This is a genomic window from Rahnella aquatilis CIP 78.65 = ATCC 33071 (assembly GCF_000241955.1).
GTDB lineage: Bacteria > Pseudomonadota > Gammaproteobacteria > Enterobacterales > Enterobacteriaceae > Rahnella > Rahnella aquatilis.
The window spans coordinates 3350650-3365669 of record NC_016818.1; the positions used below are offsets into that span (position 1 = coordinate 3350650).

A 15020-nucleotide genomic window follows, 5' to 3' on the forward strand; every position below is an offset into this window, starting at 1 on the left:
TTCAGGTTTACCCTTTGAACTGCAAAAGATTATGCCTTTTTACGCACAAAGACCTTCTTTTTCTAATGGTCAATTCGATAATTTAAAATCAATGAGTTAGCGAGGGCATTAAAAGAGGTTTATCACTGAGTAACCATTAACACTCCCACACTTCTCTTCTTCGCACGGCAGAGAATCATGGTCACATTTCAGGGAAAAACCCCAGGATTTATTCAAACATGGCATAAACCGCTTCGTTCGAAAACGGTTGAGCGTCCTATACTTATTCCCAATTACGTTGACTTTGAATTCCCTTATAAGAAAACAGGAAGGAACTGGTATGTCTCAATCACAGTCTGAAAACCGCCGCATCATGCTGGCTTCACGTCCTCACGGTAAACCTGTCGATGATAATTTCCGTCTGGAAAAAGCCCCGTTACCGCAAGCCAAAGACGGCCAGTTACTGCTGCGCACCGTCTGGCTGTCGCTCGACCCGTACATGCGCGGGCGCATGAGTGACGCCCCTTCCTACGCCGCGCCGGTGCAAATCGGGGAAGTGATGACCGGCGGTGCGGTTTCCCGCGTTATGGAGTCAAAAAGCCCGGATTTCAAAACCGGTGATTTAGTAGTTGGTCGCACCGGCTGGCAGGATTATTCCGTGGCCGATGCCAAAGAGGTGAAGAAGCTGGAAGGTGCCGCCCTGAAGCAACCTTCCCTCGCACTGGGTGTTTTAGGCATGCCGGGCTTCACCGCTTTTATGGGCTTGCTGGATATCGGTGAACCCAAACCGGGCGAAACGCTGGTCGTTGCTGCAGCGACCGGACCTGTCGGTTCGCTGGTCGGACAGATTGGTAAGATCAAAGGTTGCCGCGTGATCGGGATTGCCGGTGGCGAAGAAAAATGCCGCTATGCCGTTGAGCATTTTGGTTTCGATGAATGTCTGGATCACCGCGCGCCGGATCTGGATAAACGCCTGAAAGCGGCCTGCCCGGACGGTATCGATGTCTATTTTGAAAACGTCGGTGGCGCAGTGTTTGACGCCGTATTGCCGCTGCTCAATACCAAAGCACGTATTCCGCTGTGCGGGCTGGTTTCACAATATAACGCGACCGGTCTGAAGGACGGTCAGGATCGCCTTTCCCTGCTGACCGGCACCATCCTGAAGAAACGCATGCGCGTGCAGGGCTTTATTATCTTTGATGATTACGGCCACCGCTATCCGGAATTTGCAAAACAGATGGGCGAATGGTTTGAACAAGGGAAAGTGAAATTCCGCGAAGATATCGTGGAAGGATTAGAGAACGCACCGCAGGCGTTCTTTGGCCTGCTTGAGGGTAAAAACTTTGGCAAACTGGTCGTTCGTGTCGGTCAGGACTGATTTATCCTTAACTTCAGCCGACGGCGTCCACAGGAGGTAACATGAAATTACTGATTGTATTGACATCACACGATAAGCTCGGTGAAACCGGTAAAAAAACCGGTTTCTGGCTGGAAGAATTTACCGCCCCTTATTACGAATTTCTCGATGCAGGGGCCGAACTGACGCTGGCCTCGCCGAAAGGCGGACAGCCACCGCTCGATCCAAAAAGCGATGAGCCGGATGCGCAGACCGAAACGACCGAACGTTTCCGCAGTGATCAAGATGCGCAGAAGGTGCTGGCGAACACGCACAAACTTGCTGATATTAACGCTGATGACTTCGACGCCATCTTCTATCCGGGCGGTCACGGGCCGTTGTGGGATCTGGCGGAAGACCCGCATTCCATCGCACTGATCCAGGCTTTCTGGGCTGCGGGCAAGCCGGTTTCTGCGGTCTGCCACGCGCCGGGTGTATTGCGCAATGTGCTGGTGGAAGACGGGACGCCGCTGTTGAAAGACAAGCGCGTGACCGGCTTTAGTAACAGCGAGGAAGACGCGGTTGGCCTGACCGACATCGTGCCTTTTTTGGTCGAAGACGAACTGAAGAAACACGGCGGCGACTACAGTAAAGCGGCGGACTGGCGGCCTTATTCCATTACCGATGGCACACTGATCACCGGGCAGAATCCGGCCTCTTCCAGAGCGGTCGCACAGGCATTGCTGAAATTGCTGGGCGGTGTCGGGGCCGGCAAGTAATCTGACCGTGAATATTTCATTATCTGAAGAGGGTTTTATGGCTTTTACACTGACCAGTAATGATCTGCGCGATGGCGACAAAATGCCGGAAACGCAGGTTTTTAACGGCATGGGCTACAACGGCGATAACCTGTCGCCGCATCTGGCCTGGTCCGGGGCGCCCGAAGGCACCAAAAGTTTTGTCATCACCTGCTATGATCCGGATGCCCCGACCGGTTCCGGCTGGTGGCACTGGGGCGTCGCGAATATTCCGGCTGACGTCACCGAATTGCCACAAGGTGCCGGCTCCGGCAAAGGCGGTTTACCCGCAGGTGCGGTACAAACCCGCACTGACTTTGGCAAGGCCGGTTATGGCGGCGCGGCGCCTCCGCAAGGCGAACACCATCACTATCACTTCACCGTCTACGCCATCGATACAGAAACGCTGGAAGTCGATGAGAATGCCAGCGGCGCGTATCTCGGCTTCAATGTGCATTTCCATACTCTCGGCAAAGCATCACTGACAGTGATATACAGCTGATTCCTGTGGTATAAAAGACGCAGAAAAGGTGGTCAGTTTTTACTGGCCACCGTTTTTTTATTGCGGCCTTTGCCGCAACATTGAAAAAAGAATAACCTTTTTCATCAAGGAGTCAGTCACAGTGAAAATTTCCACCCTGTCGCGCGCGTGCGCTGTGTTGTCTGCCAGCCTGATCCTGGCGGCATGTAGCAGCAGCCATCAAGGCTTATCCAGCCAGGTTGCTCCGGGCACCGCGTCACTGCCCGTGTTATCAGCGGACGAAGCGGCCAATTTTACCACAAAAAATTATCTGGCCTTTGGCGGCCCTTCTTTGCAGGTTCAGCAGCAGGGCTGGTTCCCTAAACTGGCAAGCACTGACGGTGTGAAAACCAGTTTCGTGGTCGGCCCGCAGTTAGGCACCGACGGCGCAGAATACTCCAGCGTTCAGATGGCGGTAAACGCGGCACTGGCTGTGCGTAACCACGGCGAACGTATCTTTATTAAAATCCTGCCAGGCACTTACAACGGCGCGGTTTACATCCCGGCTGGCGCACCGCCAGTGACTTTATTCGGTGCGGGCAACAGCTCTGCTGATGTAACCCTCGCACAAGGTCTCGAAGCATCCGCCGCTCCGGCAACATACCGTTCAACCGTCAGCCCTAACGGCCAGTTCCTGCCAGGCGATCGCGCGTTCTATATGTTCCAGAACTGCGCTACGCTGACGACTGAAACCATCGGCACCGGCTGTACCGCCACCGTCTGGTCACAAAGCAACGGTGTGCAGATTCAGAACCTGACCATCGGTAATTCCCTGCTCGATACTGTTGATGCTGGCGATCATTCCGCCGTTGCGCTGCGTACCGACGGTGACAATGTGATTCTGGACAACGTGCGCCTGATTGGCCGCCAGAATACCTTTATGGTGAACACCGCCAACATCCACAACCAGACTGACAACAGCCGTTACAGCCGTGCTTACGTGCATAACAGCCTGATCGTCGGTGATGTGGATTACGTGTTTGGCCGGGCAAATGCTGTCTTTGACCATGTTGAGTTCCACACTGTCAGCAGCCGTGGCGTGAAACAGGCATCCATCTTCGCACCGGACACCCCGGCCACTGCGCCGTATGGCTTCCTGGTCATCGACAGCAACCTGACCGGTGACCGTGGCTTTGAGCAGGCTGCGAAAGCGAAAATGGGCCGTGCGTGGGATGCAAATGGTGCCAGCAGCCAGCTGGTGATCCGCGACAGCAGCTTCGACAACAGTTATGACCAGATGAACCCGTGGGGCGCATCCGTCTTCTCCGGCCAGCCGTTTGTCGGCAATGTGCCGAAAGATGAAAAACAACAGCGCAACGTGAATGACACCAACTTCAACCGCCTGTGGCAGTACAACAACGTGCTGACGCAGCCTGCGAAGTAATTAGTCTGATGCCATGAAAAAACCGCCGGGGTTGCCTCCGGCGGTTTTTTTTCATCACAAGGAAATATTATCGCGCTTCGTTACCGAGGCGGAACACCGACACGGTACGTTCCAGATTCACCGCCTGCTCATCGAGCGACGCCGCCGCGCTGGCAGACTGCTGAACCAGCGCCGAGTTTTGCTGGGTCACGGTATCCATCTCTGCCACCGCCAGCGCAATCTGGCTGATGCCGCGACTTTGTTCATCCGACGCCGAGGCAATCTCATGAATGATTTGCGTCACATGACGGACCGAGCCGACGATTTCTTCCATGGTGTCACCGGCTTTCGCCACCAGCTGTGAACCGTTATTGACGTTAATCACCGATTTGCCGATCAGCCCTTCAATCTCTTTCGCCGCCTGTCCGCTGCGCTGCGCCAGACTGCGCACTTCACTGGCGACCACCGCAAAACCACGCCCCTGCTCCCCTGCCCGCGCCGCTTCAACCGCTGCATTGAGTGCCAGGATATTAGTCTGGAAAGCGATGCTATTGATGACAGTGGTAATTTCAGAAATCTGCTTCGAACTGACCGTGATCTCTTTCATCACGCCCACAACATCCGCCACCAGTTTACCGCCCCGCGCCGCCGTGCTGGCAGCATCGGAGGCCAGCTGACTGGCCTGCGCGGCATTGTCGGCGTTCTGTTTCACCGTTGAGGTCAGTTGTTCCATGCTGGCCGCTGTTTGCCCCAGCGCTGCCGCCTGCTCTTCGGTGCGGGCTGACAGGTCGATGTTGCCTGCGGCAATTTCACCCGAGGCACGGGTGACCTGCGTGACGCCTTCGCGGATGTCACCGATGATACCGTGCAGATTCTGGTTCATGGCTTCTATTGCGCGGCTCAGTTGCCCCACTTCGTCAAAGCTGTGGCTGGCGGCATGCGTGGAAAGGTCACCGGCAGCAATACGTTCTGCGGTTTGCAGTGTGCGGCGCAGCGGAAGCGTCAGCTGACGGGTTATGCGCCACGAAATCAGCACACCGGCCACCACGGTCGCCACAATGATCACCAGCATTTCAGAAATGGTGCGCGTCACTTCCTGATGAAGATTGTTCATCTCATGATCAAGCAGCGTGTCAGACGCGGAGGTCAGCGCCAGCCCGGCTTCAGCCAGTTGTGCGGTGATTTGTTTTGGGTCGCTGCCTGCCGGAGGATTCAGCGTGTGCTGCCAGCTTTCACGGTAGCGGCGGATATTACCCGGCATAGTATCCACCAGACGCTGGTCCTGCGGATCCCAGGAATAGGCCTCAACATCGGCCTGACGGGCTTCCAGTTTATCCAGAGCCTGGCGGTTTTCTTCAACAAATTTGGGATCTTTGCTGGCCATATAGGAAAGCCGGGTAAATTTGGCATCGCTCAGCAGGTCGTTAACGGTCTTGAGCAAGGTCGCTTTTTCAGCGCGTTGGTTGATGCTGGTCAGATGGTGGATGCCGGACACAGCGATAAAAGATCCCAGAAGCAATACCAGTGCAAAACCTGCACCGAGCTTGTTAGCGATTGTGGCATGGCGAACCCGGCCAGCGATCCCTGAAAGTACATTCATTTTCTTCTCCCTGATAACCAAAAGGACTGACTCTGAAGTGGCAATGCCACCGAAGAATGAGTGAATAACGGGAGAGTTATCGACCAGCGATGTTCAACATTTATAGAAACATTAAAATATTTCTTATGAATAGCACGTCTGGCACAGGCAATAAAAAAGCCCCTTATTACAGGGGCTTGATCATTATTTCACAGCGGTATTATTGATCAGTTAAAAATAATGCATTAGAAAATCTCACCAGTAAGCCGAGGTGATTAATTAATTTCCAGAATGCTTACCCACATCGGACCCTTGCCCACAGCATAAGTTTTCAGCGTGGTCAGCTGACCGTTTTGTGGATCAATTTTCGCTACTTCAATCGCATCCGATTTCTGTCCCGCAGTGATCACATACTGGCCGGAGTTGTCGATATTGAAACCGCGAGGCTGGGTCTGGGTGGCGTGATGGCCGACCAGCTCAAGCACGCTGCCATCTTCTGAGACGGTCAGCACAGAAATCAGGCTGGCAGTCCGATCAGAGGCATACAGGAATTTGCCGTCCGGCGTGATGTGTAAATCCGCCGCCCAGCAGGTGCCGGTGAAATCAGCGGGCATAATCCCCAGCGTCTGCACCTGACGGTATTCGCCGCTGGTGACGTCTTTCTGATACACGTCCACACTGCTGTTCAGCTCATTTACACAGTAGGCAAAATGATGATTCGGGTGGAATGCCATATGACGCGGGCCCGCACCCGCTGCGGTTTTCAGCTCCGGCGCGTCATGCGGCGTCGCTTCGCCGTTCACACTGAAGTCGAACTGGCGGATGCGGTCTTCTTTCAGTGCCGGGATCATCAGCACCTGATTGGTCGGGTCGATATTGGCTGAGTGCGGCGCCTGGATGTTTTCCAGCACCTGTACAGGTGCCAGCGCGAGGCCTTTCTCATCCAGCGGATGAATGCTGACATTGTTAAAACTGTAGGACGCGGAGAAGACAAAACGACCCTGAAGGTCGATACCCAGATGCGTCGGACTGCCCGGCAAGGGTGCCATCGCGGCTTCTTCCAGTTTACCTTCCTGGTCAATACGGTAAGTCAGCACGCCAAACTCAGGACGCACGCCGACATACAGACGATGGCCATCAGGATGAATCACCATCGGCTGAACCTGCCCCGGCACTTCCACCGTTTGCAGCAGACTCAGTTCACCATTGTCTGCCAGACGAAAAGCGTGGATTTGCTGGCTCTCAGGGCTGGCAACATAGACGACTTGCTTCATCACATCTCCTTATTAAATCTCAATGGACAGTTATGTTTTGTAAAAGCGTAGCTCAGGTTAGCACGATACGGCGACACCTTTGATCCCGGGCGCGCGGTTTAATTAGCAGGCTAAAAAAGGTAATATGCCGATAATTTCCCCAATTCACCCTCACTTATAATGGACTGCTCATGACTTATCGCATTATTGCGCTCGATCTCGACGGGACGCTGCTGGACCGCCAAAAACGTATCCTCCCGGAATCCCTTGCCGCCCTGGCCGATGCCCGTGCACAAGGGGTCAAAGTGGTCGTCGTGACCGGACGCCATCATGTGGCTATCCATCCGTTTTATCAGGCATTGCAGCTCGATACACCTGCTATCTGCTGTAATGGCACGTATTTGTATGATTATCAGGCACGTAAGGTTTTAACCTCCGATCCGCTGGATGCCGTTAAAGCGAAAAAAGTGGTCGACTTGCTGGAGTATCACGGCATCCACGGTCTGTTGTATGTCGATGACGCCATGTTGTATCAGCAACCGAGCGGCCACGTCAGCCGCTCTATTGCCTGGGGGCAAACGCTGCCGGAACATCAGCGCCCGAACATTATTCAGGTTAACAGCCTGCGCGAAGCCGCTGACGACGCGCAGTCAATCTGGAAATTCGCCACATCGCATCAGGATCTCGATACGCTGCATACGTTTGCCGCGCAGGTTGAAAACGAGCTGGGCCTGGCCTGTGAATGGTCATGGCATGATCAGGTGGACGTGGCGAAAGGAGGCAACAGCAAAGGCCACCGCTTGCAGGAATGGGTCGAATCTCAGGGCATGAGCATGCAGGATGTGGTGGCGTTCGGTGATAACTACAACGACCTGAGCATGCTGGAAAATGTCGGTCTGGGCGTGGCGATGGGCAATGCAGCAGATGCTATCAAAGAACGTGCCGCACTGGTGATTGGCGACCACGAAACACCGGGTATCGCTGAGGTTATCCGCAGTAAAGTGCTGAACTAACTTTTACCGGTACACCTTCCTCTGCCACAGAGGAAGGTGTTTTCTTCGCAGAACAATCAGTCAGTTTTCAACGATTTATTTCGGACCGGCCGGACGTTGCGGGTGATTAATTGCTTATTTTCGTCGAAGTACCGGCTGGGCCAAATCACCGACGGATGGATACCCAGGGCCTGAGCAATGATCAGTTCCCCTTTCGGCCACGGACGCGCCAGCGCATTGGCCAGTGTGGATGAGCCTAAACCGGCCTGACGTGAGACCGCCGCCAGTGAGGATTTTTTCTTACGTAATGCGGCAATGATATCCGCCGGATGCCAGTCATTTTCCATTTTTCATCCCTCTTCCATATGTTGTTAGTACAGCTATCTGAATCGTGAATTACACTGACACATAACGATGTCCAGTAACTCTAAACAACAATAATGTTAAGTGATGCTAAACATAACGTCAATAAAGTTTCTATGGTTATTGATAATGATCCCACATCGACTGAAATCCGCGCGGGCAAAAGCCAGACTTACGCAGGAAAAACTGGGTGTTTTAGCCGGAATAGATGAGAGCACTGCCCGTTCACGGGTGTCGCAATATGAAAACGGCACGTACAGCCCGAACTTCGACACCATGTGCCATTTCGCCCGCGTGCTTAACGTGCCGGAATGCTATTTTTATATCATTGATGACGCGTTTGCCGAAGAGGTTCTGGTGCTTTACGCCGCTTTTAACCCGTCAAAAAAGTAAGACACCACACAATTAACGACTCACCGACACACTTTTGATCTGCGCATACAGCCACTGGCCTGCACGGATCATCAGTTCGTCGCGCGCCCACGGCGTGATCCGTGCCCAGATGATGTGATCCGCCATTGCCAGTTTGACCTCCACCTGATTCCCCAGATCCAGACATTCCAGCACTTTCGCTGGCAGAATATTGCGGATACTGCTGTTGTTAGCCGTCGGTTGCAGTACCAGAGAAACGTCCGTGGAATTCACGCGAATGCGCAGCGCCGTACCGGGTTCTTCTTCCACTTTACTGATCCATAAACGCTGATCGCCAATGGCCAGCGCGGTCATTTCATAGCGCGGATGATGTTCCAGTACACTGACATTCAGTACACTGCTTTGCTCTTCTTTCGGCAGCCACGGACGCATCACATTGCTCGCCCACACGTCTTCCAGCCTCCCCATCGTCAGCACTTTGCCGCCGTCCAGTACCAGCACTTTTTCCGCCAGACGTAAAATCTCATCCAGACTGTGCGTCACGTACAAAATCGGAATGCTGATTTCCTGCGCCAGACGCTCCAGGTAAGGCATCAGTTCGCGTTTACGCGGGATATCCAGCGCGGCAAGCGGCTCATCCATCAGCAAAATTTCCGGTGCCGTCAGCAACGCCCGGCCAATGGCCACGCGCTGTTTCTCGCCGCCGGACAACGTGAGCGGGAAGCGATCCAGCAAAGGGGCGATACCAAGCAAACGCACGATGTTATCGAACTGACTGCGCATCGCCGGTGCCATGCCGTACTGCAGATTGCCTTTCACGCGGTAATGCGGGAACAGGCGCGCATCCTGAAAAACATAACCAACGCGACGCTTTTCAGGCGGCAGGAAAATGTTGTTTTGCTTATCCGATAAAATGCGGCCGTTTAAAGTAATGCGGCCACTATCAGGTTGGGTCAGTCCGCCGATGGCATTAATCAGCGAGGTTTTTCCCGCGCCTGACAACCCGAAAATGGCCGTTATCCCCTGCGCCGGTAACGTCTGCGTCACCTGTAATTCCAGGCTGCCCAGCGTCTGGCTGAAATCGAGTTCAAGCATGTCAGCCTCCCAGCCGGATACGACTGCGTTTTGCCAGCCAGTCAGAAATCAGCAATGCCGCCAGAGACAGGAGGATCGCCAGCACGCAGAGTCGCGCGGCAGCCCCTTCCGCGCCCGGCGTTTCAATCAGGGTATACATCGCCAGCGGAATGGTGCGGGTTTCGCCCGGAATATTCGAAACGAAGGTGATGGTTGCGCCAAATTCACCCAGCGAACGCGCAAACGCCAGCACCACGCCGGCAATGACGCCCGGCACGGACAGCGGCAGTGTGATGGTGAAAAAGACCCGCCACGGCGATGCACCCAGTGTGCGGGCGGCGAGTTCAAGTTTGGGGTCAACAGCCTCCAGCGACTGGCGGATCGCCCGCACCATCAGCGGAAATGCCACTACTGCCGAAGCCAGCACCGCACCGTGCCAGCTAAAACTGAAGCTGAAACCCAACCATTCGTACAGACGCTGGCCGATAAAGCCGCGTCGTCCCATCACCACCAGCAGCAAATAGCCAATCACCACCGGCGGTAATACCAGCGGCAAATGAATAATACTGTCGAGCAGGGACTTGCCGGGGAAGCGGCCGCGGGCAAGGACCCACGCCATCAGAATACCAAGCGGCAGACTGCAAACTACGGCCAGGCTCGATACTTTCAGACTGAGAAGTACCGCCTGCCACTCATATTCACTCAACATCATGTTGGTTTCTTAATCCTGAATTTAGGTGTCGCAGAGGTAAAATATCGGCAAAAATTTCGAAGGCTTTAATTCCCGTCAAAGTATAGAGAATCACACGCAGGGAAAGAAACCAGGATGGACAGATAAAGCCTGCACAGTGCGGGAAGGCTTTATCTGTTTTCAGCAACCGCGATGAATTTAGCCGCGAGGCGTGAAACCGTATTTTTTGAATATTTCAGCCGCTGCCGGCGTTTTCAGATAATCATAAAAACCACGGACAGTCGCATTTTCGTGCCCCTTCACCATCGCCATCGGATACTCAACCGGCTTATGGCTGGCGGCCGGGAAAATACCGACCACTTTCACTTTTTTGCTGGCGAGGGCATCAGAGCCATAAACAATGCCCACCGGTGCCTCTTCACGTTCGACCAGCGCCATGGCTGCACGGACGTCGCTGGCGCGCGCCAGTTTAGGTTCCAGTGTGGTCCAGGCCCCCAGTTTTTGCAGCGCTTCTTTGGCATAAATCCCGGCCGGGACATGATCAGGGTCACCCACCGCCAGACGGCTGTCGCCTATCAGTGTGGTCCATTGGGTTTTCTCAGAGATGTCGACTTTGTTGATTTTGCTGCTGGCCGCAGAAATCAGCACCAGGTCGTTGTCCAGCAACGTGTACCGGGTGTTATCAACCATTTGCTGCTTGCTGATGGCATAATCCATCCACTGCTGATCGGCAGAAATGAACAAATCTGCCGGCGCACCCTGCTCAATCTGGCGGGCCAGTGTCGAAGATGAGGCGAATGAGGAGACAACCTGCACGCCTTTTTCTTTCTGATACTGCGTGGCAATATCCTGCAATGCGTTGGTCAGTGATGCGGCAGCAAACACCGTGATTTTCTCTGCTGCCTGCGCCTGAACGCCAGTCCCTGCAACCAGAACGGCTGCGGTGAATATTTTGCCCCATTGATGTGTCATCGTTTTCCTTCGCGTTTATAAAGGGATATTTCGTTATGTAATCTTTAATATAACGCGACAGAAAATGATGTCATTCATTTTTATGAGTCAGGGGCGGATAAGCTACGTTTTTTTGATCTGAACGGGAAAAAGAAAACCCGGCGCAAGGGCCGGGTTCCGGAAACAAACAGGCTCATTAATCAGTAATGAGGTTTCTCACGGGATTCTTTAGAGTGACCCACGTGGGAGATGAGGTTGAATACTTCGCCCAGTCCCCAGATCAGGCCCAGGATCACAGCGATAAACACCGGCACCATGATGGCAGCGAAAATCAAACTTTCTAATAGTTCTAACATGATAGCCTCACTTAACTGGCTGAATCGCCCTGAGGCGATGTTGGACTTCGTACATGAAGTCAAAAACGAAAAATCAAACTGTTGCGGATAATAACAGCACGGGACGGTAATTACTTTAGCATTTAGCCAACTTGCCTGCCTGCAGGTTTAGCGGCGACAATACGCCATGATTCTAACAAGGAAGCTGCGATGCAAGCCGAAATTCTCTTAACCCTTAAACTTCAGCAACGTTTGTTTGCCGATCCGCGTCGTATTGAATTACTGCGACAGGTGCGCCAGACCGGTTCAATCAGTCAGGGGGCTAAGCTCGCGAACATCAGTTACAAAAGCGCCTGGGATGCCATCAATGAAATGAATCAGCTTGCCGATCAGACGCTGGTCGATCGCAGTACCGGCGGGAAAGGCGGTGGCGGCGCGGTATTGACACCTTATGGCGAGCGCCTGATCCAGCTTTATGAATTACTGGCGCAAATCCAGCAAAAAGCCTTCGACGTGCTGAAAGAAGATTCGCTCCCTCTCGACAGTTTGCTGGCGGCCATTTCACGCTTCTCCCTGCAAACCAGTGCGCGCAACCAGTTCTTCGGCAACGTGATTGACCGCGATAACAGCACCGTTCAGCAGCACATTGATGTCCTGCTGGCTGACGGCAAAACCAAAATCCGCGCCGCGATCACTGAACAAAGCGCCGACCGTCTGGCGTTAACGCCCGGCAAAGAAGTGCTGGTGCTGATCAAAGCACCGTGGATCACGCTGGGCTTTCGCGCCGAAAACCCGCACAACGCATTGCAGGGTGAAGTCACCCGCATTCAGCGCGGTGAAAACAACAGCGAAGTGCTGATGAAACTGCCGGGCAGTGAAATATTATGCGCGACAGTGTCAAATGCCGAAGCCGATCAACTGGCTTTGAAAACCGGCCAGAGCGTTTATGCACAGTTTGATGATGACAAGGTGATCCTCGCTACCCTGTGCTGAAAAGCAGAATTTAATCAGTATCTTGCAAAATCAGCGTTTTCATTTTGCAGATTTGTCAATTGACTTGCAACGGTGCAGCGCTTATCCCTTGTTTTATAATCATTTCAAAATGAGAGATAAATAATGTCTTCGTTGCATATCTCGCAAGGTGTTTTCCGCCTCAGCGATACCCGGACCCTCACACTTTCTGATCTGAATATTCAGCAGGCCGACAGCTGGGCGTTTGTCGGCTCGAATGGCAGCGGGAAATCCGCCCTGGCGCGTGCGCTGGCAGGCGATTTGACCCTGCTGAAAGGCACCCGCGAAAACAGTTTTGCTCATATCGTGCGCCTGTCATTCGAACAGTTGCAGAAGCTGGTCGCCGATGAATGGCAGCGTAATAACACCGATTTACTGGGCGAAGGTGAAGATGATACCGGCCGCACTACCGCTGAAATTATTCAGGATGAAGTGCAGGACCCTGCCCGCTGTGCGGCCCTTGCCGCGCAATTTGGGATTGAGAAATTGCTCGACCGCCGCTTCAAATATTTATCGACCGGTGAAACACGTAAAACCCTGCTGTGTCAGGTGCTGATGCAAAAGCCCGATTTGCTGGTGCTGGATGAGCCGTTCGATGGCCTCGACGTCAGTGCCCGTGCGCAACTGGCACAGTTGCTGGAAACCTTGTCCGGCGAAGGCCAGACGATGGTGCTGGTGCTTAACCGCTTTGACGACATTCCTGCGTTTGTGAAAAATGTCGGCGTACTGGCTGACTGCACGCTGGCCTCGGTAGGTCCGCGCGAACAGGTAATGGCTGATGCGCTGGTCGCCCAACTGGCGCACAGCGAAAGCCTGAACGGCATGGCTGTGCCGGAAGCAGAAGATCCGACAGCCCGCGTCAGCCCGCCTGCCGATAGCCCGTTGATCGTGCTGCGTGACGGCGTGGTGCAGTACAATGACAAACCGATTTTGCACCATCTGAGCTGGCAGGTCGATCACGGTCAGCACTGGCAGATCACCGGCCAGAACGGCGCCGGGAAATCCACCTTACTGAGCCTTATCACCGGCGATCATGCACAAGGCTACAGCAATGACCTGACGCTCTTCGGTCGCCGTCGCGGCAGCGGTGAAACCATCTGGGATATCAAACGGCATATAGGTTATGTCAGCAGCAGTCTGCATCTGGATTACCGCGTCAGCACCAGCGTGCGCAATGTCATTACTTCCGGCTTTTTCGATTCGATCGGCATTTATCAGGCGGTATCCGACCGGCAAAGATTGCTCACCTCGCAATGGCTGGCGCTGCTCGGACTGGACGGCGATGCCGGAGAGTCGCCGTTCCACAGTTTATCCTGGGGACAACAGCGGCTGGCGCTGATCGCCCGCGCACTGGTCAAGCATCCGGCGCTGTTAATTCTGGATGAACCTTTGCAGGGTTTGGATCCGATCAACCGCCAGCTGGTGCGCCGCTTTGTCGATATCCTGATCGGCGAGGGCGATACTCAGTTGCTGTTTGTTTCGCATCATGCCGAAGATGCGCCGGAATGTATTACTCACCGGCTGAGCTTTATTCCTGACGGCGAAATCTACCGTTATCAGACTGATGTGCTGTAACGTTATTTCGCCTGACCTTCTCGGGAATCATCAGCGCTGTCACTACACCGGCCAGCGCCAGTGCCGCCAGCAATGAAAATCCGTTTTCAATGCCCTGCTGGCCGGGGTTATTCCTCAGCAACAGAGTCAGCAGTGCCAGTACCAACAGGGTGCTGCTCACCTGAATCCAGCCTCCTGGCCGGATTGCATAATGGTATTCATCACCGGTGAGCAGATCCCTTTCCGCCGCGGCGGCCTGACGCGCCATACCTGCCCCGAAGCCGGTCAGTAACATAGCCGCCAGCAGCGACAGCCAGAACGATGGCATCCTCGCCATCAACCCCAGTCCGCCCGCTGCAATCATAAAACCCCACAACAAGATGCGGGCAGGGGTAATGTGCCGCCCGAGCTTTTCGCCCAGAGATTTGCCCGCCAGCAGCATCAGCAATAAGGGAATAAAGCTGAGAATCATGCCCGGCACGCCCGATCCGTAAATCTGATTCAACGCCACCGCCAGCAAAAACCACGCGGCATAAGTGACTGCAGTGACAAAAATACGCGTCCAGAGGCTTATCTGTAACGGCAACGACGCCCGCAAATGACGGGGCATCAGCGGTTCAGGGTGATAACGCTCGCTGATGACAAACAGTATAAAAAAGAGGGTGGAAGCCCCCGCCAGCGAATGGGACAACAGTGTATCCAGTCCGTAAAAAGCGACACTCAGCAATGTCAGTGTCAGGTTCAGCACAAACAGGATTCCCGACGCCGGGGGCAGCCACCGCACAGGTGATTTTTTGGCGTTCATAACAGTTCCTTTATCAGCATTTAGCGGTTCAGAAGATGAATGTGT

At 54.0% G+C, this 15020-nt stretch carries 16 protein-coding genes; 8 read left to right on the top strand and 8 right to left on the bottom strand.

Going from position 1 to position 15020, the window contains the following annotated elements; genetic code table 11:
* The first annotated feature begins 319 nt into the window (after window positions 1-319).
* The 4 genes from RAHAQ2_RS15130 (at window position 320) to RAHAQ2_RS15145 (ending at window position 4016) form a co-directional block, all read left to right on the top strand.
* Window positions 320-1357 carry an NADP-dependent oxidoreductase gene (locus tag RAHAQ2_RS15130; protein ID WP_015698075.1) on the top strand — a complete coding sequence of 346 codons (1038 nt, stop codon included), beginning with the start codon at window positions 320-322 and terminating at the stop codon, window positions 1355-1357.
* A 41-nt stretch (window positions 1358-1398) separates the two neighbouring features.
* Window positions 1399-2094, top strand: a complete 696-nt coding sequence (locus RAHAQ2_RS15135; RefSeq protein WP_015698076.1) for a type 1 glutamine amidotransferase domain-containing protein — start codon at window positions 1399-1401, stop codon at window positions 2092-2094.
* Window positions 2095-2131: 37 nt separating this feature from the next.
* Complete coding sequence (locus tag RAHAQ2_RS15140) at window positions 2132-2614, top strand: kinase inhibitor (protein ID WP_015698077.1); 483 nt, start codon at window positions 2132-2134, stop codon at window positions 2612-2614.
* 121 nt (window positions 2615-2735) lie between these two features.
* Window positions 2736-4016 carry a putative acyl-CoA thioester hydrolase gene (locus tag RAHAQ2_RS15145; protein WP_015698078.1) on the top strand — a complete coding sequence of 427 codons (1281 nt, stop codon included), beginning with the start codon at window positions 2736-2738 and terminating at the stop codon, window positions 4014-4016.
* 67 nt (window positions 4017-4083) lie between these two features.
* Here the strand turns inward: RAHAQ2_RS15145 and RAHAQ2_RS15150 are convergent, their stop codons facing one another.
* Complete coding sequence (locus RAHAQ2_RS15150; RefSeq protein ID WP_015698079.1) at window positions 4084-5595, bottom strand: methyl-accepting chemotaxis protein; 1512 nt, start codon at window positions 5593-5595, stop codon at window positions 4084-4086.
* A gap of 254 nt (window positions 5596-5849) precedes the next feature.
* Window positions 5850-6848 (bottom strand): 6-phosphogluconolactonase, encoded by a 999-nt coding sequence (gene pgl, locus RAHAQ2_RS15155; protein ID WP_015698080.1) that lies wholly within the window; start codon window positions 6846-6848, stop codon window positions 5850-5852.
* Window positions 6849-7018: 170 nt separating this feature from the next.
* Between pgl and RAHAQ2_RS15160 the strand changes: the two genes are divergently transcribed.
* On the top strand, window positions 7019-7840 hold the full coding sequence (locus tag RAHAQ2_RS15160; protein ID WP_015698081.1) for a pyridoxal phosphatase: 822 nt from the start codon (window positions 7019-7021) through the stop codon (window positions 7838-7840).
* A gap of 56 nt (window positions 7841-7896) precedes the next feature.
* Here RAHAQ2_RS15160 and RAHAQ2_RS15165 read toward each other — a convergent pair whose 3' ends face one another.
* Window positions 7897-8166 (bottom strand): helix-turn-helix domain-containing protein, encoded by a 270-nt coding sequence (locus RAHAQ2_RS15165; protein ID WP_015698082.1) that lies wholly within the window; start codon window positions 8164-8166, stop codon window positions 7897-7899.
* A 145-nt stretch (window positions 8167-8311) separates the two neighbouring features.
* On the opposite strand from RAHAQ2_RS15165, the gene RAHAQ2_RS15170 reads away from it, so the two are divergent.
* Window positions 8312-8575, top strand: coding sequence for a helix-turn-helix transcriptional regulator (locus tag RAHAQ2_RS15170; protein WP_015698083.1), 264 nt, complete (start codon window positions 8312-8314; stop codon window positions 8573-8575).
* 12 nt (window positions 8576-8587) lie between these two features.
* Here the strand turns inward: RAHAQ2_RS15170 and modC are convergent, their stop codons facing one another.
* From modC to RAHAQ2_RS25030, 4 genes are all read right to left on the bottom strand, one after another.
* Window positions 8588-9649, bottom strand: a complete 1062-nt coding sequence (gene modC, locus RAHAQ2_RS15175; protein WP_015698084.1) for a molybdenum ABC transporter ATP-binding protein ModC — start codon at window positions 9647-9649, stop codon at window positions 8588-8590.
* A gap of 1 nt (window position 9650) precedes the next feature.
* The gene (gene modB / locus RAHAQ2_RS15180; protein WP_015698085.1) at window positions 9651-10340 is read right to left on the bottom strand and encodes a molybdate ABC transporter permease subunit; all 690 of its coding nucleotides are present in this window, start codon (window positions 10338-10340) and stop codon (window positions 9651-9653) included.
* 177 nt (window positions 10341-10517) lie between these two features.
* A complete protein-coding gene (modA, locus tag RAHAQ2_RS15185; protein ID WP_015698086.1) occupies window positions 10518-11291 on the bottom strand; it encodes a molybdate ABC transporter substrate-binding protein in 774 nt (257 codons plus the stop codon).
* Between the two features lie 179 nt (window positions 11292-11470).
* Complete coding sequence (locus RAHAQ2_RS25030) at window positions 11471-11626, bottom strand: AcrZ family multidrug efflux pump-associated protein (RefSeq protein ID WP_015698087.1); 156 nt, start codon at window positions 11624-11626, stop codon at window positions 11471-11473.
* A 189-nt stretch (window positions 11627-11815) separates the two neighbouring features.
* On the opposite strand from RAHAQ2_RS25030, the gene modE reads away from it, so the two are divergent.
* Window positions 11816-12598, top strand: a complete 783-nt coding sequence (gene modE / locus RAHAQ2_RS15195) for a molybdenum-dependent transcriptional regulator (protein WP_015698088.1) — start codon at window positions 11816-11818, stop codon at window positions 12596-12598.
* A 123-nt stretch (window positions 12599-12721) separates the two neighbouring features.
* Window positions 12722-14191, top strand: coding sequence for a molybdate ABC transporter ATP-binding protein ModF (gene modF, locus RAHAQ2_RS15200; protein WP_015698089.1), 1470 nt, complete (start codon window positions 12722-12724; stop codon window positions 14189-14191).
* Here modF and RAHAQ2_RS15205 read toward each other — a convergent pair.
* Window positions 14145-14975 (bottom strand): MFS transporter, encoded by an 831-nt coding sequence (locus tag RAHAQ2_RS15205; RefSeq protein ID WP_015698090.1) that lies wholly within the window; start codon window positions 14973-14975, stop codon window positions 14145-14147. The two genes, modF and RAHAQ2_RS15205, sit on opposite strands and share 47 nt — an antisense overlap.
* Between the last annotated feature and the right edge of the window lie 45 nt (window positions 14976-15020).